The organism is Rheinheimera sp. UJ51 (assembly GCF_020819615.1).
In the GTDB taxonomy this organism is placed as follows: domain Bacteria; phylum Pseudomonadota; class Gammaproteobacteria; order Enterobacterales; family Alteromonadaceae; genus Alishewanella; species Alishewanella maricola.
This window is the reverse complement of the sequence record NZ_JAJHOG010000007.1, coordinates 19,116-45,804: the sequence shown is the minus strand read 5'-3', so window position 1 is coordinate 45,804 and position 26,689 is coordinate 19,116. Positions and strand designations below refer to the sequence as shown.

23 protein-coding genes are annotated in these 26,689 nt (G+C 47.0%); 18 read left to right on the top strand and 5 right to left on the bottom strand.

Going from position 1 to position 26,689, the window contains the following annotated elements; all coding sequences use genetic code 11:
- The first annotated feature begins 40 nt into the window (after nucleotides 1-40).
- Nucleotides 41-2,596 (top strand): M14 family zinc carboxypeptidase, encoded by a 2,556-nt coding sequence (locus LMJ53_RS10585; protein WP_229586028.1) that lies wholly within the window; start codon nucleotides 41-43, stop codon nucleotides 2,594-2,596.
- Here LMJ53_RS10585 and LMJ53_RS10580 read toward each other — a convergent pair.
- Nucleotides 2,551-3,228 carry a ComF family protein gene (locus LMJ53_RS10580; protein ID WP_229586027.1) on the bottom strand — a complete coding sequence of 226 codons (678 nt, stop codon included), beginning with the start codon at nucleotides 3,226-3,228 and terminating at the stop codon, nucleotides 2,551-2,553. The genes LMJ53_RS10585 and LMJ53_RS10580 overlap by 46 nt on opposite strands.
- Before the next feature lie 116 nt (nucleotides 3,229-3,344).
- Between LMJ53_RS10580 and bioH the strand changes: the two genes are divergently transcribed.
- The 3 genes from bioH (at nucleotide 3,345) to LMJ53_RS10565 (ending at nucleotide 5,384) form a co-directional block, all read left to right on the top strand.
- Nucleotides 3,345-4,100, top strand: a complete 756-nt coding sequence (bioH, locus tag LMJ53_RS10575) for a pimeloyl-ACP methyl ester esterase BioH (RefSeq protein WP_229586026.1) — start codon at nucleotides 3,345-3,347, stop codon at nucleotides 4,098-4,100.
- 64 nt (nucleotides 4,101-4,164) lie between these two features.
- Nucleotides 4,165-4,461: an excinuclease ATPase subunit gene (locus tag LMJ53_RS10570; protein WP_229586025.1), complete on the top strand. Its 297-nt coding sequence runs from the start codon at nucleotides 4,165-4,167 to the stop codon at nucleotides 4,459-4,461.
- 5 nt (nucleotides 4,462-4,466) lie between these two features.
- Nucleotides 4,467-5,384 (top strand): putative metalloprotease CJM1_0395 family protein, encoded by a 918-nt coding sequence (locus tag LMJ53_RS10565; RefSeq protein WP_229586024.1) that lies wholly within the window; start codon nucleotides 4,467-4,469, stop codon nucleotides 5,382-5,384.
- A gap of 14 nt (nucleotides 5,385-5,398) precedes the next feature.
- Here LMJ53_RS10565 and LMJ53_RS10560 read toward each other — a convergent pair whose 3' ends face one another.
- Both LMJ53_RS10560 and greB read right to left on the bottom strand, forming a co-directional pair.
- Nucleotides 5,399-7,702 (bottom strand): Tex family protein, encoded by a 2,304-nt coding sequence (locus tag LMJ53_RS10560; RefSeq protein WP_229586023.1) that lies wholly within the window; start codon nucleotides 7,700-7,702, stop codon nucleotides 5,399-5,401.
- A gap of 101 nt (nucleotides 7,703-7,803) precedes the next feature.
- A complete protein-coding gene (greB, locus tag LMJ53_RS10555) occupies nucleotides 7,804-8,301 on the bottom strand; it encodes a transcription elongation factor GreB (protein ID WP_229586022.1) in 498 nt (165 codons plus the stop codon).
- A gap of 272 nt (nucleotides 8,302-8,573) precedes the next feature.
- On the opposite strand from greB, the gene ompR reads away from it, so the two are divergent.
- From ompR to LMJ53_RS10540, 3 genes are all read left to right on the top strand, one after another.
- The gene (ompR, locus tag LMJ53_RS10550) at nucleotides 8,574-9,296 is read left to right on the top strand and encodes a two-component system response regulator OmpR (protein WP_226751324.1); all 723 of its coding nucleotides are present in this window, start codon (nucleotides 8,574-8,576) and stop codon (nucleotides 9,294-9,296) included.
- Nucleotides 9,296-10,606 carry a two-component system sensor histidine kinase EnvZ gene (gene envZ / locus LMJ53_RS10545; RefSeq protein ID WP_229586021.1) on the top strand — a complete coding sequence of 437 codons (1,311 nt, stop codon included), beginning with the start codon at nucleotides 9,296-9,298 and terminating at the stop codon, nucleotides 10,604-10,606. Before ompR ends, envZ begins: the two co-directional genes overlap by 1 nt.
- Nucleotides 10,607-10,902: 296 nt before the next feature.
- Nucleotides 10,903-14,661, top strand: a complete 3,759-nt coding sequence (locus LMJ53_RS10540) for a S8 family serine peptidase (RefSeq protein WP_229586135.1) — start codon at nucleotides 10,903-10,905, stop codon at nucleotides 14,659-14,661.
- A gap of 70 nt (nucleotides 14,662-14,731) precedes the next feature.
- Here the strand turns inward: LMJ53_RS10540 and hslO are convergent, their stop codons facing one another.
- Both hslO and hslR read right to left on the bottom strand, forming a co-directional pair.
- Nucleotides 14,732-15,577 carry an Hsp33 family molecular chaperone HslO gene (gene hslO, locus LMJ53_RS10535; protein ID WP_229586020.1) on the bottom strand — a complete coding sequence of 282 codons (846 nt, stop codon included), beginning with the start codon at nucleotides 15,575-15,577 and terminating at the stop codon, nucleotides 14,732-14,734.
- An 11-nt stretch (nucleotides 15,578-15,588) separates the two neighbouring features.
- A complete protein-coding gene (gene hslR, locus LMJ53_RS10530) occupies nucleotides 15,589-16,002 on the bottom strand; it encodes a ribosome-associated heat shock protein Hsp15 (RefSeq protein ID WP_226751321.1) in 414 nt (137 codons plus the stop codon).
- Nucleotides 16,003-16,266: 264 nt separating this feature from the next.
- Between hslR and gspC the strand changes: the two genes are divergently transcribed.
- From gspC to gspM, 11 genes are all read left to right on the top strand, one after another.
- A complete protein-coding gene (gene gspC / locus LMJ53_RS10525; RefSeq protein WP_229586019.1) occupies nucleotides 16,267-17,196 on the top strand; it encodes a type II secretion system protein GspC in 930 nt (309 codons plus the stop codon).
- Nucleotides 17,197-17,272: 76 nt separating this feature from the next.
- Nucleotides 17,273-19,318 carry a type II secretion system secretin GspD gene (gspD, locus tag LMJ53_RS10520; protein ID WP_324295604.1) on the top strand — a complete coding sequence of 682 codons (2,046 nt, stop codon included), beginning with the start codon at nucleotides 17,273-17,275 and terminating at the stop codon, nucleotides 19,316-19,318.
- On the top strand, nucleotides 19,315-20,826 hold the full coding sequence (gspE, locus tag LMJ53_RS10515) for a type II secretion system ATPase GspE (protein WP_324295603.1): 1,512 nt from the start codon (nucleotides 19,315-19,317) through the stop codon (nucleotides 20,824-20,826). The genes gspD and gspE overlap by 4 nt, the downstream gene beginning before the upstream one ends.
- Nucleotides 20,826-22,049, top strand: coding sequence for a type II secretion system inner membrane protein GspF (gene gspF, locus LMJ53_RS10510; RefSeq protein WP_229586017.1), 1,224 nt, complete (start codon nucleotides 20,826-20,828; stop codon nucleotides 22,047-22,049). The genes gspE and gspF overlap by 1 nt, the downstream gene beginning before the upstream one ends.
- Nucleotides 22,050-22,487 carry a type II secretion system major pseudopilin GspG gene (gspG, locus tag LMJ53_RS10505; RefSeq protein WP_229586016.1) on the top strand — a complete coding sequence of 146 codons (438 nt, stop codon included), beginning with the start codon at nucleotides 22,050-22,052 and terminating at the stop codon, nucleotides 22,485-22,487.
- Nucleotides 22,487-23,050 (top strand): type II secretion system minor pseudopilin GspH, encoded by a 564-nt coding sequence (gene gspH / locus LMJ53_RS10500; protein ID WP_229586015.1) that lies wholly within the window; start codon nucleotides 22,487-22,489, stop codon nucleotides 23,048-23,050. The genes gspG and gspH overlap by 1 nt, the downstream gene beginning before the upstream one ends.
- On the top strand, nucleotides 23,050-23,418 hold the full coding sequence (gene gspI / locus LMJ53_RS10495; RefSeq protein WP_229586014.1) for a type II secretion system minor pseudopilin GspI: 369 nt from the start codon (nucleotides 23,050-23,052) through the stop codon (nucleotides 23,416-23,418). Before gspH ends, gspI begins: the two co-directional genes overlap by 1 nt.
- Entirely contained in the window at nucleotides 23,411-24,025 is a 615-nt protein-coding gene (gspJ, locus tag LMJ53_RS10490; protein ID WP_229586013.1) for a type II secretion system minor pseudopilin GspJ, read from the top strand. Before gspI ends, gspJ begins: the two co-directional genes overlap by 8 nt.
- The gene (gene gspK, locus LMJ53_RS10485; protein WP_229586012.1) at nucleotides 24,022-25,014 is read left to right on the top strand and encodes a type II secretion system minor pseudopilin GspK; all 993 of its coding nucleotides are present in this window, start codon (nucleotides 24,022-24,024) and stop codon (nucleotides 25,012-25,014) included. The genes gspJ and gspK overlap by 4 nt, the downstream gene beginning before the upstream one ends.
- Complete coding sequence (gene gspL, locus LMJ53_RS10480; RefSeq protein WP_229586011.1) at nucleotides 25,011-26,204, top strand: type II secretion system protein GspL; 1,194 nt, start codon at nucleotides 25,011-25,013, stop codon at nucleotides 26,202-26,204. The genes gspK and gspL overlap by 4 nt, the downstream gene beginning before the upstream one ends.
- Nucleotides 26,201-26,671 (top strand): type II secretion system protein GspM, encoded by a 471-nt coding sequence (gene gspM / locus LMJ53_RS10475; protein WP_229586010.1) that lies wholly within the window; start codon nucleotides 26,201-26,203, stop codon nucleotides 26,669-26,671. Before gspL ends, gspM begins: the two co-directional genes overlap by 4 nt.
- Nucleotides 26,672-26,689: the final 18 nt, after the last annotated feature.

Sequence of the window (26,689 nt, the reverse complement as noted above, 5' to 3'; positions counted from 1 at the left end):
GCTTTCTGGCTAACTTAGCTAATACTCTAGAGGGAATATAATGAAAAAACTGGCTACAATTATTTTGTTTTTTGCAGTTTGGCAGGTTCAGGCCAACTACTTTAATGAAAAAGTCATTAACGACGTGTCCGCACCTGAAGCGGTGTTGGGTTTCAAAGTGGGTGACTGGCATGTGCGGCATGATCAAATTCAACGTTATTTTGAAGTGGTCGCAGCTCAATCGGATAGAGCACAACTGGAAGTTATCGGGAAAACTCATGAGCAGCGGCCGTTGCTACAATTGGTTGTTTCTTCTCCTGAAAATTTAGCTAATTTAGAACAAATCCGCATGCAGCATTTAGCGCAGGTGCAAGGCAATGCTCGCATAACTGCAGAGAGCCCAGTGGTTATTTGGTTGGGTTATAGTATCCATGGTAATGAAGCGAGTGGCGCCAACGCAGCCTTGGTTTTAGCGCATTATTTAACGGCGAGCACTAATCCAGAAGTACAGCAGTGGTTAAAGCAGGCAATCATTTTAATTCAGCCCAGTTTAAACCCTGATGGTAATGACCGCTTTGCAAGTTGGGTGAATATGCATCGAGGCAAAGTTGCGGTGACAGATCCACAACATCGTGAGCATATTGAACCCTGGCCGAACGGCCGACCGAATCATTATTGGTTTGATTTAAATCGGGATTGGTTATTACTGCAGCATCCGGAAAGTCAGGCGCGTTTAGTTCAATTTCACAAATGGCAGCCGAATATCGTTGGCGATTATCATGAAATGGGTACCAACAGCACGTTTTTCTTCCAGCCCGGCATTCCGTCACGTAATTACCCATTAACACCTGAGCGCAACTTTGAGCTGACTAAAATGATGGCGGGTTTTCATGCGCAAGCCTTTAATCAACGAGGCGCACTGTATTACACGCAAGAAAGCTTCGATGATTTTTATATCGGTAAAGGCTCAACCTATCCGGATATCAATGGCAGTGTCGGCATCTTATTTGAACAAGCCAGTAGCCGTGGCCATGCCCAAGAGTCGATTAATGGTGTCTTAGCTTTTGCTGATGCGATTAAAAACCAGTTTGATGCCTCGTTATCAACCATTCGTGGTGCCGTAACCAATCGCCAACAGCTATTAACCTATCAACAAGCGTTTTTCGAGTCTGCCGCGCAGCAAGCACGCAGTGATCGCGCTAAAGGCTATATCTTAACGGAATCGCAAGATCAGAGTCGCTTAACGGATTTATTGCGTTTATTAGCACAGCATCAGATCACGGTATATCCGTTAGAGCAAGATTGGCAATATGAGCAACAACAGTTTAAAGCCGGTCAAAGTTATTATGTGCCATTACAACAGGCGCAGTATCGGTTATTAAAAGCGGCCTTTAGTACCGATAAGTCCTTTAATGACAATACGTTTTATGATGTGTCGGCTTGGACCCTGCCTTATGCTTATAACATTGATTTTGTTCAGGTCAACCGCGAGCCTGGCCGTGCCTTAGCTGATCAACCTTGGCAATGGCAGCCTCGGGCGCCGCAACAAACGCCAGAAGCAGAAGGTTATGCCTACGTATTAAATTGGCAGGATCAGCAAGCCCCAGTAATGTTGCATGCGATGCTGGCTGAAGGTTTAGTGGTGCGTGCAGCGCTGGGTGATTTTACGGGGACTACCACCAAGGGTAATCGCGGTTTTAAAGCGGGTGCTATGGTTATCCCTGCGGGTTTACAGCCACATGCAGATTGGTTTTTCCGCTTACAAAAAATACAAGAGCGCTTTAATTTACCCATTCATACCTTAACCACAGGGCTAAACAGTCGTGGTAGTGATCTGGGTAGTAGTAATTTTACGCCCGTTACTTTACCGCAAGTGTTAGTGGTGGCGGGGCCCGGTGTCAATTCCACAGAAGCCGGTGAAGTGTGGTTTAACCTCGAACGTTTAGCGGGTGTTTCACCCAGTATGATTGAGCCTGATCGCTTATCACGAGTTAATTTAAGCCGCTATACCCATATTATTGTGCCAGATGGTAACTATCGTAGCTGGTCTGAGGCAGACATTAATCGTTTACGGCAATGGACCATGCAAGGCGGTATCTTGTGGGGGCATAAAGGTGGCGCCACTATGCTAGCGCAAGCCAAACTGCTCCAAGCTGCGGTGTGGTCTGCAGATGATATGGCCGAGCTGATCCCTGCTAATGAATTAACCTATGCCGATAAAGAGGCTTTAGCCGGCAAACGTCGCATTGCCGGGGCTATTTTTAATGCTGAATTGGATTTATCACATCCGTTAACCTTCGGTCTCAATCGTAAAGATATGCCGCTGTTTAAAAACTCTAATGTGTTGTTACAGCCAAGCAAAGCACCCTTTGTTAATGTTGCTAAGTACAGTGCTGAACCCCATTTAGCCGGCTACACCGCAGCAGAATACGTACCCCGCATAGCCGAAGGTGCGGCTCTCGTTGCGCATAACTTAGGTCGTGGTCGGGTGATTGGTATGACGGATAACCCGGTGTTCCGTGGCTATTTCCAAGGTTCAAGCCGTTTACTCGTTAACGCATTGTACTTAGGTCATGGTTTTAGCGCTAACGCGGAAGATGAAGAGGATGACGAGTAGTTAAACGCGGGGGTTACCGCCAGCGTCCAAACGCTAACCTGGCTAGCACCATGCTGTTTTAGCAGGCGCGTCAGCTGATTGGCTGTTGCGCCGGTTGTCACAACATCATCTATTAACACTACCTGTGCCGGCAATTTGCCGGCACAGGTTATTTGAAATACTCCTTTTAAATTCTGCTGGCGCTGTTGTCGATTTAACCCCACTTGATGTGCGCCGTCTTTACTGCGTTGTAAAATATCCAACAATGGCAACTGCAACTTGCTGGCGGCAAGCTCAGCCAGTATTTTGGCTTGATTAAAGCCACGTTTCCGCTCTTTTTTACGCGTCATTGGCACATACACAATCGCATCGGGCAAGGGTTGGCCTGCAGCTTGATAGTGTTTCAGTAGTTGCACAAACTGCTGCTGTAATAATGCGGCCGAATAGGCATCGGCATGAAATTTCCAACGGCGGATCCAATGCTGATAAGGTAATTGATACCAAGCTAAACTGAGTAAGCGATCAAACTGGCAATCTGTTAAACCATTGCTGACTGCCGGAAGCCAGAGCAGGTTATAATGGCAGAGGGCAAAAGGTAATTGCGGTAAAGCAGCTTGGCAATCAGGGCAAAGCAATTGCTGATGGTTGAGCACTGGCAGGGTGCACCACAAACAGGGAGACGGCAGAAGTTTTTGCCATAGCCAACGCAGTATATCGAGTAGCCGCATAGTCATCAGTAGTCAGTGTAAATGGGATAAGCATGGCAGAAATGAGTAAAAATGCTAAGCCAACCTTGGTGCTATTGCACGGTTGGGGATTGAACAGCGGTGTCTGGCAGCAAGTTAAAGCCACCCTAGCAGAAGATTATCAGGTCGTGACGCCAGATTTACCAGGTTTTGGCATGAATCAGCGTTTTCCAAGCGGCTATGCTTTTGACGACGTTGTAACGCAACTGGCGGCGATGATCCCTGCACAAAGTTATCTATGCGGTTGGTCGTTGGGGGGGCTATTGGCTATTGCCATTGCCGCACGTTATCCCAATAAGGTTGCGCGATTAGGGTTAGTTGCCGCCTCACCGTGTTTTCTGGCGAACGCCAACTGGCCTGGTATGCAAGCGGCAGTACTCGAGCAATTTGCTCAAGCACTGACCCAGAATATTGCGCTGACTATTCAGCGTTTTCTGGCGATCCAGGCGATGGGATCAGAACATGCCCGCGCTGATATTCAACAGCTTAAACAGGCGATTGCCGCCGCACCTTTGCCTGCAGATGAGGCCGTACACGGGGCTTTACGTTTATTAACAGAGCAAGATTTAAGGCAAACGTTTAGCACCTTAAGCCAGCCAGTGTATGGTTGCTTTGGTCGGCTTGATTCATTGGTGCCAGTTGCGGTAGTGCCTGAACTACAAGCACTTTTGCCAAAAGCACACTGCACGGTATTAAACAAAGCCTCGCATGCGCCCTTTATTTCTCATCCTAACGAGTTTGTCAGTTGGCTACAGAATGGGTTGTTGGCAAAGGAATAGCTTTCTTTTTCTGGCTTTATGGTTAATAATTAATCAATATAGATCTCACTACGGGAATCACACTATGCAAATACAATCTGCTTATGCTGCAGGCATGCAAGGTTTGCAGCGCGCGAGTGCCGGGATTACTGAAGAAACCGTCAATATCAATCGGCAAACTCAGCAAAATCGTATTCAAGAGCAAGATGTTGCTGCACAAAACAATCGTGAAGCAACCGCTGCCACTACTCCTGAGCCGGTGCAAGACACAACGCAATCCATAGTTAAAATGGAGCAGCAACAAGTCGCGGCACAAGCGAACGTTCGTTCTTTGCGTACGGCGGATGAAATGCTCGGTAGTATCATCGATATTCGAGTGTAAACCCTATGCAAATCACATCCACCTATCCTAACGTTAGTATCAACACCGCGAATCCGGCAACGGAACAGGCGCGGCGTGATATGCAGCGTCGAGAGTTGGTGGAGCCTGTTCGTGACACTGAAAAGGGCAGTGCTGAACGCGCATTAAATTCAGATGATCGCACCCGTAATGGCAATGCGAACAGCAATGTCACTTTGTACGACAGTAATGGTAAAGAAACCGAAACCCAACAAGCGGTAGAAGGGCGGCAGCAACAGTCTTCCGATCAGCAATCTTCTGAACAACAGGCTTCAGAGCAAAAATCTTCCGAGCGGCAAGCCGCTGAACAGGCTGAGCAACAAGCCCAAGCCGAGCAAAATGAAGTGCGTGAGTTACAAGCGCGCGATCAAGAAGTGCGGGCACACGAGCAAGCGCATGCCACCATTGGCGGTCGTTATGCGGGTAGCCCCAGTTATGACTACCAACAAGGCCCTGATGGTCGTCGTTATGCTGTCGGTGGTGAAGTACAAATTGATCTCAGTCCTGTGCCGGGTGATCCGCAAGAGACTATTCGCAAAATGCAGCAGGTTAAAGCGGCGGCATTAGCGCCTGCTGAACCTTCGGGGGCAGATCGCAGTATTGCGGCGGCAGCGAGTCAGCGTGCGCAACAGGCCCAGGCAGAATTAATTGCACAAAATGCCGAAAAGCTGACTGAAGCTGCGGCTAGTTCAACAGCTAATAGTGAAACAACGGCTTCGTTGAATGCTGCGACGGCAACAGACACCCCTCAGCAAGTAGAGTCGGCACCGGTTGCCGGTATTGTATTACCGCAGCGTGAGCGCTTAGAAATTAGCCCCACGATGCAGACACGTACTAAAGTGATTCAAAACTTCTACCAGCTGGCGACAGAGCCACAACAGCGGCCACTGCGCCAACAAGCCTAAGTTTCAGCCCATCGCTACTTTTTGGTTTTCGCTAATGCGGCCGCAAAGGCCTGTCCCATAGCCGCGTTTGCGCTGTCGGGTTGCGGTTTTGTCTTAGCTGTTTTAGTGGTTACGGGTTTTTGACCACTCGCTGCCGTTGTCGCCTGCTGTGTAGGCTCGTTTAATTTCATGGTAAGAGCAATACGTTTGCGCGCCGCATCCACTTCTAACACCTTAACCTGCACAATATCCCCAGCTTTAACAACCTGATGCGGGTCACTGACAAATTTATCGGCTAAAGCTGAGATATGCACTAAACCATCTTGATGCACACCGACATCAACAAAGGCACCAAAGTTGGTGACGTTGGTTACGACGCCTTCTAAACGCATGCCGACTTTTAAATCCGCTAAGGTTTCCACGCCCTCTTTAAAATGCGCCATTTGAAATTCTGGCCGCGGGTCGCGCCCTGGTTTATCTAATTCTTTGATTAAATCGGCGATGGTCAATAAACCAAAATGTTCATCGACAAAGCGAGCCGGATCAAGCTGCTGTAAAAAGCTGCTATTGCCAATAATTTGCTCCACGCTTTTTTGGTGTGCCGCTAAGATTTTTTCTACTAAAGGATAGGCTTCCGGATGCACACCAGAGGCATCTAGCGGGTTTTCGCCATTGTTGATGCGTAAAAAGCCAGCCGCTTGCTCATAGGCTTTAGGGCCAAGGCGTGGCACTTTCAATAGTTGTTTGCGTGTGTTGAAGCGACCATGCTCATCGCGATATTGCACGATATTTTGTGCCAAAGTTTTATTCAGGCCCGCCACTCTGGCTAACAAGGCGGCAGAAGCGGTATTTAGATCAACACCCACAGCGTTTACGCAATCTTCGACTACGGCATCGAGCGATTTGGTTAATAAACTCTGATTGACATCATGTTGATATTGGCCAACACCGATGGCTTTGGGTTCAATTTTGACCAGTTCGGCCAGCGGATCTTGTAAGCGACGGCCGATAGAGACTGCGCCACGAATTGAGACATCGAGATCGGGAAATTCTAAGGCCGCTAATTCAGATGCTGAATAAACCGAAGCGCCGGCTTCCGACACCATGACTTTGCTGATACGTTGTTGTGGTAAGGCTTTTATCACTTCAGCGGCCAGTTTATCGGTTTCTCGTGAGGCGGTACCATTACCCACGGCAATTAATTCAATTTGATATTGTTTAGATAAGGCAATCAGCGCTTGTAATGATTTTTCCCATTGATTAGTTGGTGCATGAGGATAGATAGTTGTGTGATTGAGCACCTTGCCCGTTTCATCAATGGCGGTCACTTTAACGCCGGTACGTAGGCCAGGATCGAGCGCGAGTGTAGGGCGCATACCGGCAGGCGCGGCCATTAGCAGATCTTTTAGATTGCGCGCAAACACCTTGATGGCTTCGGCGTCAGAGCGCTCACGCAATTCGCTCAGTAAGTCATTTTCTAGGTGAAGTTGCAGTTTCACTTTCCAAGTCCATTGCACCACGGTGCGTAAAAACGCATCGGCAGGGCGATCAAGCTGGCGCAATTTAAAGTGATTCGCCACCATTTGCTCACAGATAGCATGCGGTTGCTCAGCGTTAGCATCGGGGATCAATTGTAATTGTAAGATACCTTCATTTCGTCCACGAAACATCGCTAAGGCGCGGTGTGAAGGAACATGTTTCAGCGGTTCGGTATGTGAAAAATAATCACTAAATTTAGCGCCTTCCGCTTCTTTACCGTTAACTACTGTGCTTTGTAATTGCGCATTGGCAGTAAGGTATTCACGTAGTCGAGCTAACAAATCCGCATCTTCAGCAAATTGCTCCATTAAGATATATTTGGCCCCATCTAGCACCGCTTTTACATCGGTATAGCCGGCATCAGCATTGATATACGCTGCGGCGGCTTGCTCAGGTTGCAGCATCGCATTGGCTAATAATGCCTCCGCTAGCGGCAAGATCCCCGCTTCAATAGCTAATTGGCCTTTGGTACGGCGCTTGGTTTTATAAGGCAGGTATAAATCTTCTAAACGGGTTTTATTATCGGCGGCTAATAAGGCCTGCTCTAGCGCAGTAGTTAATTTGCCTTGCTCAGCAATGGTTTTTAAGATCACTTGCCGGCGCTCTTCTAACTCGCGCAAATAGGTTAAACGCTGATCTAAGGTGCGAAGTTGAGTGTCGTCTAAGGCGCCTGTCACTTCTTTGCGGTAACGGGCAATAAAGGGCACTGTCGCTCCTTCATCTAATAAAGCGATGGCTGCGGCAACTTGCTCTGGACGAGCAGCAATTTCGGCGGCAATTTGTTTAACAATGATAGACATAATAGCTTCCTGTCTGCATTGTGCAGTAACCACGAGGCAGACGTTGGTGAGTTAAATGAGTATAGGCTAAGGCCTTAACGAGAAAATAAGAGTGTGACATTTTACCGTGCTGCATCGGGGTAATGGATAGCAACGATATACCAGTCTTTTAGTCCAGTCGGTGTTTGCACTGTGGCCATATCATCAACTTGTTTTTTGAGTAAGGCGCGGGCCATCGGAGCATCGATAGAAATGTAATCGTTGCGGCCATAAATTTCATCTGGGCCGACAATCCGAAAGGTTAACGTTTGACCATCATCATCTTCAATCACAACCGATGCGCCGAAGAAAACACGACCTTCTTGCTGTGGCGAATAATCGACAATACTCAGCGTATCTAAGCGCTTACGTAAAAAACGGATACGGCTATCGATCTGTCGCAATAAACGTTTATTGTACTGATAATCCGCATTTTCTGAGCGATCTCCAAGGCTGGCAGCCCAGCTGACAATACGAGTGACTTCGGGCCTTTTTTTAAACCACAGTTCATCATGTTCGTTTTTTAATTGCTGATATCCGGCGCGCGTGATCAGTGTTGTTTTACTGCTGGTTCTTTTCACGAGAAGTCACAAGCCTTGTTAAAAAAGACATAGGGTGTTGGGCGATTTTGCCAGTTGCTAGGGTTGATTATCAATCAAAGCCGCTGTTGGCGTAAAGCCTTTTAGGGGCCTACCGCGCTACATCATCAGCTCTTGTGGAATAACGGTGCTGCCTTGTCTTAGTGATGGCGTGTTCGTTTGAAAAGTTTTGTAACATTGTTTGTGCTTAAGGCTTGATGCAAAGCCAGTGATTTCGTTTATAGTGAGAAAAATGCAACACAAAGGACAAGGCAGTGGTCACAGAGACAACAAAAATCCTAGTAGTGGATGATGACTTACGTTTACGCTCATTATTAGAGCGTTATCTGGTCGAGCAAGGTTATCAGGTACGCAGTGTGGCAAATTTTGAGCAAATGCAGCGCTTAATGGAGCGTGAGCATTTTCACCTGCTGGTGCTCGATCTGATGTTACCTGGTGAAGATGGTTTATCTATCTGCCGTAAATTGCGCCAACAAGAAAACGATATTGCCATTATTATGCTAACGGCCAAAGGGGATGAGGTTGATCGGATTATCGGCTTAGAAATGGGCGCAGATGATTATTTACCGAAGCCTTTCAACCCGCGTGAATTACTGGCTCGTATTCGTGCGGTGCTGCGCCGTAAAAACAAAGACGTGCCTGGTGCGCCAAGCCAAGAAGAAACCATTGTCACTTTCGGCCCTTTTCGTTTTAACCTTGCTACCCGTGAAATGTTTAAAGGTGATACTGTTTTACCGTTAACCAGCGGCGAATATGCGGTGCTCAAAGTGTTGGTGAATCATCCTCGTGAGCCGCTCTCACGAGACAAACTGATGAATCAAGCACGTGGTCGTGATTATTCAGCGATGGAGCGCAGTATCGATGTGCAGGTATCGCGCTTACGTCGTATGTTAGAAGATGATGCAACTAACCCTCGCTATATTCAAACCGTATGGGGTTTAGGCTATGTGTTTGTACCCGATGGTCGGTTGAATTAATGCCGTTTTTACCGAAAAGCGCCTTTGGCCAAACGGTTTTCTTAATTGGTTTTTTGCTGCTGATTAATCAATTAGTGTCGTATTTCTCGGTGGCGTTTTATGTCATTAAACCCAGCACGCAACAAATAAGCTATCTGATTGCTCGCCAAGTTAACTTACTGATCCCTAAAACTGAGGTGTCGGCAGAAGCCAATGCGATATTACGTCAGCATGTCGAAAGCATCACCGGCGCTCAACTGTTCTCGGAAGCCGAAGCACAAGAGCAAGGCTTAGCGAATGCCAGTTATTATCGTTATTTCTCACAACAGATGTCGAAAGAGTTACAAACTGATACCGAAGTTCGTATTTCGCAAACAGAAAACTTTGTGTTTTGGGTGCGTTCAAGCACCGCTCCCGAGTATTGGATCCGCTTACCACTCACCGGTTTAGAAGAAACCAGCTTTCCGTTATTAACCTTTTATTTATTGATGATAGGTGTGCTCAGTGTGATCGGGGGCTGGTTGCTGGCACGTCATTTAAATCGGCCTTTACAGGGGTTACAGCACGCAGCTATTCAAGTTGGTAGAGGTGAATTTCCACCACCATTGTCAGAAAAAACCGGTGCAAGGGAGATAACTGCAGTAACCAAAGCGTTCAACTATATGGCAAAAGGGATCCAGCAGCTTGAACAAGACCGTGCGCTATTGATGGCTGGGGTGTCACATGATTTACGCACACCGCTTACACGGATCCGTTTAGCTTCTGAGATGATGAGTGAGCCAGATAGCTGGATCAGAGAGGGCATTATTAACGATATTGATGATATGAATGCCATTATCGATCAGTTTATTGATTATTTGCGCCATCACAAACAAGAAGAGCTACATCAGGTCGCGTTAAATGAATTGCTGATGGAAACCGTGCAAGCGGAATATGTGCAGCAACGACAGTTGATCACCCGCTTAGATCCCCATTTACCCTTATTGTGGCTGCGTCGCATTGCGATAAAACGCGTATTAAATAATTTATTGGAAAATGCACTGCGCTACAGTGACGGCGCTATTGAAATTAGTAGTGGCTATCAGCGTCAAAAGAAATTGGTTTATTTTGAAATCCGGGATCACGGCCCTGGTATTCCAGAGCATAAAATGCAAGCCATGTTTACGCCATTTGTGCAAGGCGATGAAGCGCGGGGCAGTGGCGGCTCTGGCTTAGGCTTGGCCATTATTAAAAAAATTATTGATACGCACTCAGGTGAAGTTCGCTTAAGCAACCATGCGCAGGGCGGCTTAGTCGTAACTGTACTCATTCCTTTACAAAAAAATCATTAGTTTGTGTTTTTTGTAACGTTCGTCAACCATGCTTGACGCAAAGTTAAAATATACACATCTCTTTACACTTATTTCGTCTCTAACATCATTACATTTGTATGAAGCTGTGGTAAAAACAGTAACGAAGCCGTTAAAACGTACTTGGCTTTATCCATAAAAACAACATTCTCGCGATGATGCCCATCACCAACCAAGTGAAAGGTGTTAACGCTGGTTAATAAGAGCGTTTTACGATAAATAAACGCCAGCATAATGATATAAAAACAATAGTTTTAAGGAGCAACACCTTGGTGAACATGAAAAAAGCCCTACTGGCATCGGCCATCAGCATAGCGATCTCAGGCTCTGCGCAGGCCGGCATTCAGCAATTAAAAGTGGCCAACGGCCAAAGCGTGCATGAAGTTATTGGTGCTGTATCAGCTTCTATTGACGAGCAAGCCCAAACGCCCAGCGCATGGTACGTATTATTAAATGCCCCTGCCACTACCGAAGCTTTAAGCGGTCAGCAATATAATGTGCAGCTTGCGCAGCAAATTACCGCTCAAGTTGAAACTTTACAACAAGACATCACGGCGCAATTATCAGTATTAGATGCAGATGCACAAGTTTTAGCAACGACTAAAAACTTAGCAGCCGGTCTCGTTGTGCAGGCTAGCCCAGAGGCTTTAGTTGCACTGCGTGCGAATCCTGCCGTGGTTGATATTATGCCTATTTATGACAGCGAATTGCATGTTGCCGATAGCGCGCCCTACATCAAAGCGAAACAAATTGTTGATGCCGGTTTAGCCACGGGCGCCAATACTCGCGTGGCTATTTTAGATACCGGTATCGATTATACTCATAGCCTATTAGGTGGCCCAGGCACGGCAGAGGCTTATAGCGCAGCTATTGCCGCCTCTGCACAAAGCACGGCTCCAGCTTGGCCACAAGGGAGTGTGATTGGTGGTTACGATTTTATTAATAATGATCCAAACCCAATTGACCCTGCGGCAGAAGGCCATGGTACTTGGGTCGCCAGCGCTGTTAATGGTATTGCCCCTGAAACATCTTTTTATGGTTATAAAGTGTGTGCGCCTGCACCGGTCAACTGTACGGGTGTGGCACAACTTCGTGCTTTAGAAGCGGCGATGGATCCCAATGGTGATGGTAACTTAGAAGACCGCGTTGATATTATCAACATGTCTTTAGGTGGTCAGTTTGGTTCAACGCAGAGAACTTCAGGAACCCAATTTTTAATTCACCGTGCCGTGAATTTGGGTGTGAACGTGGTGATTTCTGCCGGTAACGATGGCAATATTCCGTTTCGTGTTGGTGGCCCTAGCACCACACCTAATGCGCTATCAGTAGGTGCAATGACCAACCCAGCAACCTCAGTGGGTGTTTTTGAAAGTGCTAAGATCGACGGTGATGATGTGGCAGTAGTTGCCGCGGGTTTTAACAAGTCTTTTGATTTTAGTTTTAACTCTAGCACCACGCCGTTAGTGGTTATTCCAGGAAGTTACCTTGCCTGTGATCCTTTGGCTGAAGATGTGGATTTAACGGGTAAAGCGGTATTGTTATCGCGTGGTACCTGCGGCTTCGTGGTAAAAGCCAAGGTAGCACAAGATCGCGGTGCCGCCTTTGTTATTATTGCCAATAGCAACCCGGGTGAAGCGCCGATTGTTGCGGGTGGTACTGATGATTCGGTGACAGTGCCAACTGTCATGATTACCAAAGAAATTGGCGATACCATCAAAGCCAAATTAGATGCTGGCGAAGTAGTGAGCTATGACATTAAATCTGCTGCTAAATCCGGTGCGGGTGCGACAGCCGATTTCACATCACGTGGTCCATCAATGGATGGTTTATTAAAGCCTGAAATTACCGCGCCAGGTGTGCAAATTCAAATGGCACGAACCGGTACGGGCACAGGTACTTCAAGAGCAAATGGTACCTCATTCTCCGCACCGATTACTGCTGGTGGTGTGGCTTTAGTGCGTGAGTTATTGCCAGAGCGTAATGCTTCTGAAATTAAAGCAACATTAATGAACACGGCCAATATGGACGTGTACTTGACACCAAAAGCCATTAATCCAGACGCAAAATTAGCGCCAATCAGCCTGATCGGTGCCGGCTTAGTGGATGTGGCAAAAGCAGTCAGTTCGCCTGTTGCGGCATGGGTACATGATACCGCTTTTGATACCAAACAAGCGGCTTTGTCTTTTGGTCTGCAAACGCTAGATAGCGTCAGCTCCATGACAAAAACAGTGACAGTTAAAAACTTTAGCGCTAACCCAAAAACTTACCAATTAAGTGCCCAAGCGCGTTACGCTGATAAAGCGGCGACCGGCGCCTTAAATTGGAGCATGCCAGCCAGTATTACTGTGCCAGCCGGTCAAACTGTTAACTTTGATGTGACTTTGACTATTGACCCGGCTAAATTGCCAGCATTTACATTAAGCAATGGCGTGTATTACAGCCCATTGATGGCCGCTTCTCAGCTCGATGTGTCTGAATATGATGGGGCGATTGTTTTCAACGATGCTGCAACCAGCACAGCGAACGACTTACATCTGGTTTATCACATTATCCCGAAAGCCGCAGCGAAACTGCGCTTAGAAGGTGAATTAGTCAGTGGCAAAGCCGTGACCAAAGTGACCAATACCGGTGTTGTAGAAGTTGAGCCTTTTGCTTCAACCTTAGTGGCTGCGTCGCCAGTCAATGCGGCCTTGAATCCTAAGCATGATATTCGTGCGGTAACGCTTGATATTGAAGAAGCGGCTTTCTGTAGTGCAGGTTATGCGTTGTATCCAACGATCCATTTAGAAGGTGGCGTAAATCATTTATTACAAGGCAACTATTCAGTTGATTTGGATGTGAATAACGACGGTGTGTATGACTTTACCATGAACACCCTACTGTTAACACGTTTAGGCGCAACAACTTACGCTGCATATCCAGGTGTGTTTGTGTCCTTTAATACTCGTTTTGGTACCACTTCAGGTAGCATTGCTGATGCTATTCATTATGCCGGTGGGAAACAAGTTACACTTGAGGCGTGTTTTAACCAAGTGGGTTTGACGGCAGCAGATTTAGGTCGTACCGTTAATGCACGTGTTAGAACAAGTAGTGACTCTTACTCACTGACAGCAACGAACATTGCCGATTCACTGACCACCACAATGACCATTGCACCATCACCAGCGGTAACATTATCAAGCAGTGCCGAAGTCGCGCCAACGCCAGCAGCTGCTGAGACTACTGCCGCAGATGACGATACCGTTGTTACTAAGCTGCAACCCGGTGAGTCTGCTTACTTGATGCGTCCAGCAGGGGATAATCGTAGTTTTGTGATGATTTCTGCCGCAGCAGAAGCCATTGCCGTAGCCGATTACTCAGCCCCAATGGCAGCGCCAACAGTTACCGCAAACCAAACTTTCTCCGTGAATGAAAATACGGCGACAGGTACGGTGATTGGTACCATTGATGCAGAAAGTGATTTCCGTTCTGCGATAGCCGAGTTTGTTGTTCTGGGCAGTTCTTCTTCGGTCATCAAAGTAGAAAGCAACGGTGACATCGTTGTTGCCAATGCGGCTTTACTGGATTACGAAGCGGGTCTGATGTCAGTACAATTTGAAGTGGCAGCAATGGATACGGCAGGGAGTGTCTCTAGCCCAGCGAGCGTAACAGTAAATGTGGTTAACGTTGCAGATGCCATGCCGACCTTAACGGCCTCGGTGAGTATGGCAACCTTAGCATCGGGTACTGCTGCAGGAACTGTTGTCGGTTCTGTTACTGCACAAGCAAAAGAGTCGGGTGCGACGATCAGCTCAGTAACGACGAACAATTCATTGTTTGCCGTACAAAATGGCCAGTTAATTCTGACGCGTTCACCGAGCCGTGATGATGCAAAAACTCATAGCATTACGATCACCGCTCGTGACACTGCAGGCTTACAAGCAACGGCTAACGCCAGTGTTACTGTAACGCATAAGAGCTCAGGTGCTTTCGGACTGTTTGGTCTGTTATTGGTGCCGGTGCTGTTTATCCGTCGCCGCTTTGCTAAAAAAGCGTAATTAAACTTTCGCTTTAAACTAAAAAACCTCCGACATTGTCGGAGGTTTTTTTTATAGCTTAAACCAAAGTTTAAAGTTTATCGTAGATAGCTTGCAGATCATCTACGCTAAAATGATAAGACTTATTACAGTATTCGCATGACATATCCAGCCCGCCTAGGGCTTGCTGTTCTGCCACTACAGCACGGCCCAAGCTAAATAAAGCGGTTTCACACTTTTGCTTCGAGCAACCACAGACAAAGCTAATTGCTTGGCTAGGAAACACTTCAACCTGTTCTTGATGGTACAAGCGATAGAGCATGTCATTAGGTGGCAGGTCTAATAGCTCCTTCGCGGTAATAGTATCGGAAAGGGTGACTAAATCTTGAAAATCCTCTCGCGCTTTATCGGGGTCAACCGGTAATACTTGAAGCATAAGCCCGGCGGCTCGGCTTTTTTCGCCAATATCGGTGAATAAATAGAGGCGGGTAGGCAATTGCTCTGATTGATGAAAATACGCTTCCAGCGTTTCAGTTAAACTATTCCCTGTCAGCGGAATAATGCCTTGATAACGCTCGCCTTGAGTGGGGGTGATGGTGACTATTAAATAGCCATGCCCAATCAGTTCGTTAAAGCTCTCGCCTTGTAACTCGGCTTGCATTCGCACTACACCACGAAACTGTTGAAGGTGATTGCCATTTACCGCGGCGAATTTAACTGGGCCATCACCTTGCAGCTGAACGGTGATTTCGCCTTCAAACTTTAAGGTAGCGGTGAGTAAGCTGGTCGCCATAACCAGTTCCGCCAGTAATTGCTTAACGGGTAATGGATATTGGTGATGTTCTAACATGTGTTCTAGGCTGTCACTCGCATAAGCTAATTCACCGCGAACATGTTTTTGTTGAAATAGAAAACGTATCAATGCATCCGAAGCCATGCTGGTTTCTCTCACTGCTGGGATTTTAATAATAATAATTGCCGCCGCTCTTTTTTATCGGGTTTGGTATCCGGATGCGGTGCAAATAAAGAGTTGGTTTTACGTAATTCCGCGCGCTCTGCGCGCCGCTGCGTACTTTCAGCGGTTTCTTCATAAAGTTGTTGTGCCAAAGGTGCAGCTAAACGCTTTTCTGTTAAGCCGGTCACGATCACAATTTTTTCATCTACGCCTTGCGCTAAACGAATGGTTGCTCCAATCTCAACTTGACGACTTGATTTACAACGTTGGCCATTGTAATGAACCTTTCCACCGTCGATCATGTCTTTAGCTAACGCACGTGTTTTATAAAAGCGGCAGCCCCATAACCACTTGTCTAAGCGAATATTCTGCGGCGCTTTTTTATCAGTGTGATGTTGAGTTGTCATCTTTTACCTGTAAATTGTTCGACCATGGTAAATTCTTTCACGTATAGACAAAGGTTATCACGAGTTGCGTTGACTAAAAACCATGGCCACCCTGATGGTCGGTTTGGCTATTATAGTGGAAAAGTTCTTTTTGGCTTACAATCAGAGTCATTTTTATGGTTATAAGTTTGTAAATAAGCACGGCAAAGCTTGTTGATGCCGTTGCAACTCAGTAAGATGCCTTTAGCTTAATATCAGGATGAGAGTATAAATTTGAGTTTCTCAATGTCCCTTCTTCAGTTGCCCACGCAGCTACAAAGGCTGCCGTTACGGCCGCTTCGCAGCGCCTTAAATCTGTTGCTGCTGTTGATATTAGCCTGGCTGCTCGCAAAATTGAGTTGGCAGTTACTGCCATCGCCTACCGCACCGGCCTTAACGGTGTCCAGCAGTACTCATAACGGCAACGTTAATCATGAAGTACCGCAAGATTTAAACAACTTAACGCGCTATGCGCTATTTGGTGAAGCAGCACCAGAAACGGCCGCGCCAGTGGCGGTGGTTACTGAAGCGCCAAAAACACAATTAAATGCCAAATTAACGGGCTTAGTGGCTGTGCCCGCTAAGCCTGAAGCCGGTAGTGCCATTATTGAGCAACGCGGCACAGAGGTGACTTACGCTGTTGGTGATAATCTTGAGGGTACCCGTGCTAAATTGCATCAGGTGTTAGACGATCGCGTATTGCTGGAAATTAATGGTCGCTATGAAACCTTAATGCTGGATGGTGTCGAATTTACACGTATCGCGCAAGCAAATGCCGGCTTAGGCCGGGAAGATAATGCCGATGCCTATGCCGTAGAAGAGCCCATAGTGTTAGCGCAACCCATTGCGACAGGGTTTAATACACCTGAAGTGCAGGCTCGCCGTGATGAGATTATGGCTGAGCCGATGAAGTTTTTCGATTATGTGCGGGTGACACCGGTACAGCGAGATGGACAGCTTGCGGGTTATCGTTTGATGCCAGGCAAAGATATTGCTGTCTTTCAACAACTCGGTTTTTTAGAAGGCGACCTGGCCATTGAGATCAATGGTGTGGCGCTAAATGACATGCAACAAGCGTTGCGAGTAATAAATGATATGCGCGATGCCACAGAAGCATCGGTAAAGGTTGAACGAGATGGCGAAATCAGAGATATTCTGTTTAGTCTGTCACAATAATATAATGATAAAAATTGGTTAATCTCTCATGAAATCAGGCTTTTTCCTCCGGAACAAAGGGCGCACTCTTGCAAGCATGATGTTAGCTGCGTTGCTCAGCTTTTCAGTGGCCGCAGATAGTGACATTAAGTACTCGCCAAACTTTAAAGGTACCGACATTAATGAGTTTATTAATATCGTCGGTATGAATCTGAAAAAAACCATTATTGTAGACCCGCAAGTACGGGGTCGGATCAATGTGCGTAGTTACGATATGCTGACCGAAGAGCAGTATTATCAATTCTTCCTCAATGTGCTGGAAGTATACGGCTTTGCCGTTGTCGAAATGGACAGCGGCATTATGAAAGTCGTGCGCAACAAAGATGCGAAGACATCCAATATACCGGTAGTGGGGGATGATGATCCGGGCTTTGGCGATGAAATGGTGACGCGGGTGGTTCCGGTGCGTAACGTCTCGGTTCGCGAATTAGCCCCCTTGTTACGGCAGTTTGTTAACCAGGGTGGTGGTGGCCACGTGGTAAACTATGACCCTTCTAATGTTATTATGATGACGGGCCCTGCTGCCCTCGTGGCGCGCTTGGTTGATATTATTCAACGCGTGGATAAAGCGGGCGATCAGGAATTAGAAATCCTGAAACTGAATTATGCTTCTGCTGCCGAAATCGTTCGTATTTTAGAAAATATCTATCGTTCACAGAATCGTGGTGAACAACCTGATTTCCTTGTGCCGAAAATTGTCGCAGATGAACGTACCAATAGCGTTATTGTCAGCGGCGAAGCGCAAGCCCGTGAGCGCGTGATTGCGTTGGCCAAACGCTTGGATGCGGAATTACAAACCAGCGGCAATACCCGAGTGTTGTATCTGAAATACGCCAAAGCTGAAGATCTTGTGCCAGTGTTAAAAGGCGTCAGTGATTCTATTGTCGCTGAAGCGCAAGGTGCACAGCAAGCGACACCGCAAGCCGCACGACGCAGTGGCGGTCGTGAAATCAGTATTGAAGCGCATCCAGATAGCAATTCTTTAGTGATAACAGCACAACCCGATATGATGCGCTCCCTCGAAGATGTCGTAAGGCAGTTAGACATTCGCCGTGCGCAGGTGCTAGTTGAAGCGATTATTGTCGAAGTGTTTGATGGCACGGGCACCGATTTTGGTGTGCAATGGTTAAATGAAAATGGCGGTGGCACCAACTTTACCGGCACTAATACGATTCCAATCGTGAATATTGCAGCGGGCGCGGCACAAGCGTCACAAATTACTCGCGGTACTACCACACAATCTCGTGATCCCACCACCGGCGAATTGATAACGACCACTACCGCCGATAGTAATCGCGATTATACCCAGCTAGCCACTGCTTTGCAGAGCTTAAATGGCGCCTTGTTAGGGTTTTATAATGGTAATTGGGCCGCCATTTTGCAGGCTGTGCGTACCAGCACCAACTCTAATGTTCTGGCGACGCCACATATCACCACCATGGACAACCAAGAAGCGATTTTCTTAGTCGGTCAAGAAGTCCCGGTGATTACCGGTTCAACCGTTGGCTCTAACAATACTAACCCTTTTCAACAAGTACAGCGCCAAGAAGTGGGTATCAAGCTAAAAGTTACTCCACAAATTAACGAAGGCGATGCGGTACAGTTAGTGATTGAGCAAGAAGTATCCAGTATTGGCGGCACCACCGCGGTTGATATTACGATTAACAAGCGTGAAATTAAAACCACCGTGATGGCCGATGACGGCGCCACTATTGTACTGGGTGGGTTAATTGACGAAGACGTGCAAGAAAGTGAATCAAAAGTTCCGCTGTTAGGTGACATACCTATTCTGGGGCATTTATTTAAATCAACCAGTGTCAGTAAGCGTAAACGTAACCTGATGGTATTTATTAAAGCGACCATCGTTCGTGACGGTAGCGCTATTAGTGGCATCAGTAAGCAAAAATACAACTTTATTCGTGCTGAGCAATTAAAACGGGAAGAAGAAGGTATTCGTTTAATGCCGCTGACCAAGCAAGCCGTGTTGCCTGAATGGGATGAATCGTTGAAATTACCGCCCAGTTTTAACGAATATATTGAGCAGCAAAACCGGCCAGCTGTTGATGGGAAGAAAGAACAATGATGAGCGATGTCGCCGACCTGGAAATAACACCGGTCAGCAGCAAAATCCGCTTACCGTTCGGATTTGCTAAACGCTATGGTGTGTTATTGCAGCAACAATCGCAAAATTGGGTGCTGTATGTGCAGCCGACTACGACGCCACAAGCTTTGCTTGAGGTGCGTCGTTTGTTGGCAGAGCCTTTTACAGTGCAGAAGCTGGATGCTGCAGCCTTTGAGGTGTTGCTCGAAGCCTCTTATCAACGCGATTCTTCGGAAGCGCAGCAGTTGATGGAAGATATTGGCAACGAGGTCGATTTGGCCTCGCTTGCTGATGAGATCCCTGAAGCAGAAGATTTACTAGAAAACGAAGATGACGCGCCGATCATTAAATTAATTAACGCTATGCTCGGTGAGGCCATCAAGCTAGGCGCGTCAGATATTCATGTTGAAACCTTCGAAAAAGCCTTAATTATTCGATTTCGGGTTGATGGGTTATTGCGGGAAGTGCTGCGACCACATCGGCGTTTATCCAGCTTATTGGTATCGCGAATTAAAGTCATGGCCAAGTTAGACATCGCTGAAAAGCGTTTGCCACAAGATGGTCGTATTAGTTTACGTATTGCCGGTCGCGCAGTGGATGTGCGGGTATCCACCATGCCATCGAGTCATGGCGAGCGTGTGGTACTGCGGTTACTTGATAAAAATAACTCGCATCTGAATTTAGCCGATTTGGGGATGACCCCTGCGGTAGAGCAGCTATTCTCGCAACTCATTTTAAAACCACATGGCATTATTTTGGTCACGGGCCCTACCGGCTCGGGTAAAAGCACCACCTTGTATGCCGGTTTAACCGAAATCAACACCAAAGATCGGAATATTTTAACGGTCGAAGATCCGATTGAATATGAATTAGAAGGTATTGGCCAAACGCAGGTTAATAGCAAAGTGAATATGACCTTTGCTCGCGGCTTGCGTGCGATTTTGCGCCAAGACCCCGATGTGGTGATGGTCGGTGAAATTCGCGATCTTGAAACAGCACAAATTGCCGTACAAGCCAGCTTAACCGGTCACTTAGTCTTATCTACTTTGCACACGAATACGGCCGCCGGTGCCATTACCCGCTTAGAAGATATGGGGATTGAAGCCTTTTTACTGTCTTCGAGTTTACTCGGCGTGTTGGCGCAACGATTAGTGCGAACCTTGTGTCCGCACTGCAAAGCCGCGCATGTACCTGATAAAGAAGAACGTCATTTACTCTCGGCCAATAAAACAACAAACTTGTTGATTTATCGGGCTACTGGGTGTGAGCACTGTAACTTTAGTGGTTACAAAGGCCGTACCGGCATCCATGAGCTGATTGTGGTCGATGATCAAATGCGTGAGATGGTGCATAACGGTAAGGGCGAGCAACATATTGAAAAATACGCACGTCAATTCAGCCCCAGTATCCGCAGCGATGGTTTTAGTAAGGTGTTAGCCGGTATTACAACGCTAGAAGAAGTATTACGGGTTACCCGTGAGGATCTGTAATGGCGGCCTTTGAATATCAAGCCTTAGATGCCTTTGGTAAAAAAGCCAAGGGGGTATTAGAAGCCGATAATGCCCGCCAAGCGCGACAGTTATTGCGTGAGCGTAAATTAACGCCTTTGGTGGTCGAAGTGGCCTCGCAGCAAGAAAAAATGCTGGCCAGTGGCAAAAGTTGGTTGAAACGCAAAATATCAGCGGCCGAGCTGGCGCTGATCACTCGGCAAATTGCCACCCTAATTGCTGCCGCGTTACCGATTGAAAGTGCTTTATTGGCCGTAGCCGAACAGTGTGACAAGCCGCGTTTAAAAAATATGATGATGTCGGTGCGCTCTAAAGTTGTTGAGGGTTATAGCCTCGCTGAGGGCTTAGCCGAATTTCCACATGTGTTTGACCATCTGTATCGCTCAATGGTGGCGGCAGGCGAAAAATCTGGGCATTTGGATCAGGTACTTAATCGCTTAGCCGATTATACCGAGCAGCGGCAGCATATGCGTAATCAGATCATTATGGCCTCGGTCTACCCGATCGTTATGGTCGTGGTGTCGTTACTGGTCATCGGTATTTTATTGGCGGCAGTTGTACCAAAAATTACTGAGCAATTCGAATACATGGGGCAACAATTGCCCGCACTCACCCGATTTATGATCAATGCCAGTGAGTTTACGCAAAGCTACGGCGTTATTCTTGTCGTCGGGCTGTTATTGTTGCTGGTGGGTTGGCAACGATTATTACAGCGGCCTGCATTTCGGTTGCGCTATGATCGGCGTATTCTCAGAGTTAAAGTGATTGGCCGCATCGTCAACAGTGTAAACACTGCGCGGTTTGCACGAACGCTAAGTATTTTAAATGCCAGTGGTGTGCCGTTATTAGATGCTATGCGCATTAGCGCTGATGTGTTAGCCAACAGTTATATGAAACAAAGCGTGGCAGAAGCCGCGGCGAGAGTGCGGGAGGGTACCTCGTTAAAAGCAGCTTTAGAGCAAACTAAACTGTTTCCACCGATGATGCTGCATATGATTGCCAGCGGTGAAAAAAGCGGTCAACTTGATTCGATGCTAGGACGTGCCGCCGATACCTTAGACCGTGAATTTGAAATGACCATGACTGTTTCGTTAGAGATTTTTAAACCTTTAGTGGTTATTGTCCTAGCGGTAGTGGTGTTTCTGATCGTCTTGGCAATTCTATTGCCGATTTTAGAGCTTAATAATATGGTAGGAAAATACTAAATGAAAAAGAGTGCCGGTTTTACCTTGCTGGAAGTGATGGTGGTTATCGTCATCCTAGGATTGCTAGCCAGCTTTGTCGTGCCAAATTTAATGGGCAATCAAGAAGAAGCCGCTCGTCAAAAAGTCGTGGTGGACATTCAACAATTAGAAAATGCGTTAGATATGTACCGCTTGCGCAATAGCTTCTATCCCACCACGGAGCAAGGGTTAGAAGCCTTGGTCACCGCACCGACTTCGCAACCGGTGCCACGTTCTTACCCTGAAGATGGCTTTATTCGTCGTTTACCCAAAGATCCTTGGGGTGAAGAATACATTTTGATCAGCCCTGGCCAAATGGGTCGCTTAGATGTGTTTAGTAAAGGGCCGGATCGGGTCGCGGGTACAGATGACGATATTGGTAATTGGAATTTAGACGGTAGCAATTCAGGCAATAATTAATGCGGCGTGCTGCGGGCTTTACTTTATTGGAAGTGATGCTGGTGATACTGTTAATCGGCATCCTGGTGTCAACGGTAGTACTGAGTTTTGGTAATGACTCAGTGCAAGACCGTTTAGACAAAGAAGTAAATCGCTTTCAACAAGTGTTTCAGCACTTTGCTGAAACGGCTGAATTGCAGCAACAAGAATGGGGCCTAGTGGTCACAGAAAATAGCTACGCTTTTGTGTTATACAGCGATGATGGTTGGCAGTGGGTTGAAACCCCAACGGCTGCGGCAGCCTATCAATTACCTAGCGGCCTGTTATTGCAGTTAGAGCTAGAGGGGTTGCCGGGCGCTGAGCAAAATTTGTTGAGTCAGTTAGAGTTTGACACGCCCGAGTTAACAGAATTAGCTGAAACGGCGGCTGAGCCACCGCTTCCTAAGGTCTTTATGTTGTCGTCCGGTGAAATCAGCCCGTTTCGATTACAGTTTCGATGGCGTGAAAATGGTGAAACCTTAGAGCAAACGGTCGGCACCGATTTTAGTATCCCGTTAACACGTTTTGAATTAGGTAATCGTTAATGCGCCAGCGTGGTTTTACCTTATTAGAACTCTTAGTCGCGTTAGTGATTTTTGCCACCGCGGGTGTGGCGATTATGCAAGCCAGCACAAATCACATGCGCGCCTTACTGCAATTAGAAGAGTTAACCATTGCCAGTTATGTCGCGAACAATCAATTGCAACAAGCACAATTTTCGCGAACTTGGCCTCCGCGTGACTTAGAACAAGGCGAAGTCGAGATGGCAAACCGCACCTGGCGTTGGCAAATGCGTGCCACCACAGTGCCGGATCAAGACTTGCGCGAGTTGACGGTCAGTGTACGTTTAGAGCAGCAGCCCGACGTGGTGATATATCAGCTTAAAACCTATGTTGGGCGGCTTGATGAATAACCGTGGATTCACGTTTTTAGAAATGTTGTTGGTGATGGCGCTGTTTGCCATCGTAGGTTTATCTTCCGTAGCCGTTTTGAGCACCGTGACGCAAAGCGATGCTGCCTCTAAGTTATCTATCGCCCGTTTGCAACAATTACAACGCGCGATGCTGTTGCTAGAGCGCGACTTTATGCAAATCAGCCCTCGTTATGTGCGCATTGAAGGTGATGCACCGCGGCAAGAGCGGTTGTGGGGTGAGCAGTATTTGCTTGAAAGTGAAGATCATGGGGTCAGTTTTACGCAGCAAGGTTGGCGTAATCCGGGCATGTTATTGCCGCGCAGTGAAGTGCAAGCGGTGGCTTATCGTTTACAAGATGGCCAGTTACAACGCTTGTTTAATGTCTATGTCGATGCCGTTAATAATACCGAGCCACAACAACAAAATTTATTAGCTGAGGTTGAGCAATTTCAACTGACGTATTACAGCGCTGGCGAGTGGGAAGAGCGCTGGCAGCACCAATATTTGCCAGAAGCGATCAAAGTGCGCATTAAGCAACGCGATTTAGGTGAGTTAGAACGGATCTTTGTGTTACCCAATGCGCTTTGGCGCAAGGGGGGATTATGAGCATACGCCAATCGCAACAGGGCGTGGCTTTAGTCACCGTTATTATGATTGTGGCCATCATCACTGTGCTGGCCGTTGGCATGAGTAGCCGTTTGCAATTGCAATTGCAACGTCAGCAAAATTTACAACAACAACAACAAGCTTTTTGGTATGGCATGGGGGCAGAAGCCTTTGCCCGCGTGTTGTTACGTCGCTCCTTAGCGGGTGCGGAGACGGTGCATTTAGGCCAAGATTGGGCTGCGCAGGGCGCCAGTTTTATGGTCGAAGATGGTCAAATTGCCGGTGAAATTCAAGACTTACATAGTTGTTTTAATTTAAATGCTTTGCAACAGCAACCGGACCGAACTCAGCCAGGCCAATTGCAGCAAACGTTAGCTCAGCGTAGTTTTCAACGTTTGTTAGAACAAGTCGTGCCGGAGCTGAGTATGCCTGCAGAATATTTAACGGCTCGGGTGAGTGATTGGTTAGATGCTGATAGTTTGCTCAATACCGCTGGCGGTGCTGAGCAAGATGATTATGCCAGTTTAGCTTTTCCCTATTACACCGCGAATAGTTTGTTTGTATCGGTAACCGAGTTGCGATTGATGCTTGATTTAACACCGGCAGATTATCAATTACTGCTGCCTTATGTTTGTGTTGTGCCAGAGCAAGCTGAATGGTTGTTAAACGTGAATACCTTAACCGAAGATCGCGCGGCCTTATTAATGGCATTGCTACCGGAGTTAACCGAAGCACAAGCCCAAGAAGCCATCTTATCGCGACCAGAAGAGGGTTATACTGATGTGGACAGCTTTTTGCAAAGCAGCGCCTTGGCCGGTTTAACTGTGCCAGATGATGTGAAAAAAGTACTGACCGTTAAGTCTGATCACTTTACACTGCTAGCAACCACTGCCTACTTAGAAACCGGTTTTCGGCTGACAGTGGTATTCAAACGAGAAGAAAATAATGCAATCAAGGTATTGGCTCGGCGTTTTGGAGGCCAGGGATGAATGAACACATAATTATCAGGCTGGGTAGTCAGCCTGAGCAAAGCATCAGTTGGTTGGTCTGGGCGCCGTTAACGCAAGAAGTGATCGCGAGTGGCGAAATTGCCGCTGTCAGTGAATTACCGCAACTCGCCGCAAGGCTGGGTGCGGATCGTGCCGTAGTGGCTCTGGTACCTGCAGCCGATGTGTTACTGAAAAAAGTAGCGTTGCCAGCAAAACCGAACAAGCAATTGCTCCAAGCTTTGCCTTACATGCTTGAAGAAGAGCAAGCCGAGGATATTGATAAACTTTATATTACGCTGGGTAAGGTAGAACAGCTAGCCGAACAATATTGGCAACAAGTGGCCATTTGTCAGCGACAACGACTAGAGCAATGGTTAGGGTGGTTACAACAGGCTGGCTTTAAGGTAGTGCGCTTGGTGCCTGATGCTTTATTGCTGCCCGCTACCCGCTTACCTTGTTGTATTGAGTTACAGCAACAATGGTTACTGCGGCAAGATGAGTGGCAGGCAACCTCAATTGAAAGCGGTTGGTGGCCAGATTATTTGGCTTTAGCACAATTGCCGCAAGTGCTCAGTTATAGCCCATGGCCAGCACATGTGCAGCATTTGCATGATACAGCAGCGCCTGAGCTACCTTTAGCCTTGCTCGCGAAAGGCCTAAACGAAACCGATTTTAATCTGTTGCAAGGTTCATATGCACCAAAGCGAGCACAGAATCGTTATTGGCAACAATGGAAATTAACGGCGATGATCGGCGGCCTATGTTGTTTACTGTATTTTGTGCAGCTTGGCACGGAAGTATATCAACAAAAACAACAGTTAGCGGCGACAGAGCAGCAACTGCGTGCCTTGTATCTCGATACTTTCCCGAATGATCGCATTGTCAATTTGTCTAGGCAAGTACGGCAAAAACTGCAAACCGTAGGTGCTGGTAAGCAAGAGCCGCATTTCTTAAATTTATTAGCGGTTCTACAGCAGCGGTTAGAAAAGCTTCCTGATCTGAAATTAGATTCGCTTCGCTACGATGCCTCTCGGCAAGAATTACGTTTTGGTGCCAGCGCCGCCGGTTTTCAGAGCTTTGAGCAATTAAAATCACAACTAGAGCAGGCCGGCTATCAAGTCGAACAAGGCGCACTGAGTAACGATGGTAATCGGGTACAAGGCTCTGTTGTGATGCGAGGTGCAGTATGAAGCAACGCTTTTTTCAATGGTGGTATGGCCTAGCGTCACGTGAACAACGCCTAGTATTAATTGCAGTGCCTTTAGTGATACTTGGGGTTTTTTATTGGTTAATCTGGCAGCCGTTACATCAGGCTAAGCAGCAAAATGTGGTTGCTTTACAACAAATGCAACAACAGTTGATCGCTTTACAACAAGCTAAGCCGCTATTACAGCTGGGTGATACCAGCCCAGAACGCGTAGGTGGCAGTTTAGCGCAGATTATTAGTAATAGTGCACGTAGCTTTAATATTCGGGTCAGTCGGATGCAACCGCAAAATGATCAGTTGCAATTGGTGCTAGATGATATTGCTTACGCACAATTATTACCGTGGTTACACCAATTACAGTATCAAAATGCGGTGCGTTTAGTCAGTTTAGACATTGGCGCCACTGATAAACCGGGTATCGTTCGCGTGCGCAGAATGGTTATTGAGTAGTATGAAAAAATATTGGAA

Coding starts and splice junctions, on each gene's coding strand:
- LMJ53_RS10585 (WP_229586028.1), top strand. CDS start 41: ATGAAAAAACTGGCTACAATTATTTTGTTTTTTGCAGTTTGGCAGGTT.
- bioH (WP_229586026.1), top strand. CDS start 3,345: ATGAGTAAAAATGCTAAGCCAACCTTGGTGCTATTGCACGGTTGGGGA.
- LMJ53_RS10570 (WP_229586025.1), top strand. CDS start 4,165: ATGCAAATACAATCTGCTTATGCTGCAGGCATGCAAGGTTTGCAGCGC.
- LMJ53_RS10565 (WP_229586024.1), top strand. CDS start 4,467: ATGCAAATCACATCCACCTATCCTAACGTTAGTATCAACACCGCGAAT.
- LMJ53_RS10560 (WP_229586023.1), bottom strand. CDS start 7,702: ATGTCTATCATTGTTAAACAAATTGCCGCCGAAATTGCTGCTCGTCCA.
- envZ (WP_229586021.1), top strand. CDS start 9,296: ATGCCGTTTTTACCGAAAAGCGCCTTTGGCCAAACGGTTTTCTTAATT.
- LMJ53_RS10540 (WP_229586135.1), top strand. CDS start 10,903: ATGAAAAAAGCCCTACTGGCATCGGCCATCAGCATAGCGATCTCAGGC.
- hslO (WP_229586020.1), bottom strand. CDS start 15,577: ATGGCTTCGGATGCATTGATACGTTTTCTATTTCAACAAAAACATGTT.
- hslR (WP_226751321.1), bottom strand. CDS start 16,002: ATGACAACTCAACATCACACTGATAAAAAAGCGCCGCAGAATATTCGC.
- gspC (WP_229586019.1), top strand. CDS start 16,267: ATGTCCCTTCTTCAGTTGCCCACGCAGCTACAAAGGCTGCCGTTACGG.
- gspD (WP_324295604.1), top strand. CDS start 17,273: ATGATGTTAGCTGCGTTGCTCAGCTTTTCAGTGGCCGCAGATAGTGAC.
- gspE (WP_324295603.1), top strand. CDS start 19,315: ATGATGAGCGATGTCGCCGACCTGGAAATAACACCGGTCAGCAGCAAA.
- gspF (WP_229586017.1), top strand. CDS start 20,826: ATGGCGGCCTTTGAATATCAAGCCTTAGATGCCTTTGGTAAAAAAGCC.
- gspG (WP_229586016.1), top strand. CDS start 22,050: ATGAAAAAGAGTGCCGGTTTTACCTTGCTGGAAGTGATGGTGGTTATC.
- gspH (WP_229586015.1), top strand. CDS start 22,487: ATGCGGCGTGCTGCGGGCTTTACTTTATTGGAAGTGATGCTGGTGATA.
- gspI (WP_229586014.1), top strand. CDS start 23,050: ATGCGCCAGCGTGGTTTTACCTTATTAGAACTCTTAGTCGCGTTAGTG.
- gspJ (WP_229586013.1), top strand. CDS start 23,411: ATGAATAACCGTGGATTCACGTTTTTAGAAATGTTGTTGGTGATGGCG.
- gspK (WP_229586012.1), top strand. CDS start 24,022: ATGAGCATACGCCAATCGCAACAGGGCGTGGCTTTAGTCACCGTTATT.
- gspL (WP_229586011.1), top strand. CDS start 25,011: ATGAATGAACACATAATTATCAGGCTGGGTAGTCAGCCTGAGCAAAGC.
- gspM (WP_229586010.1), top strand. CDS start 26,201: ATGAAGCAACGCTTTTTTCAATGGTGGTATGGCCTAGCGTCACGTGAA.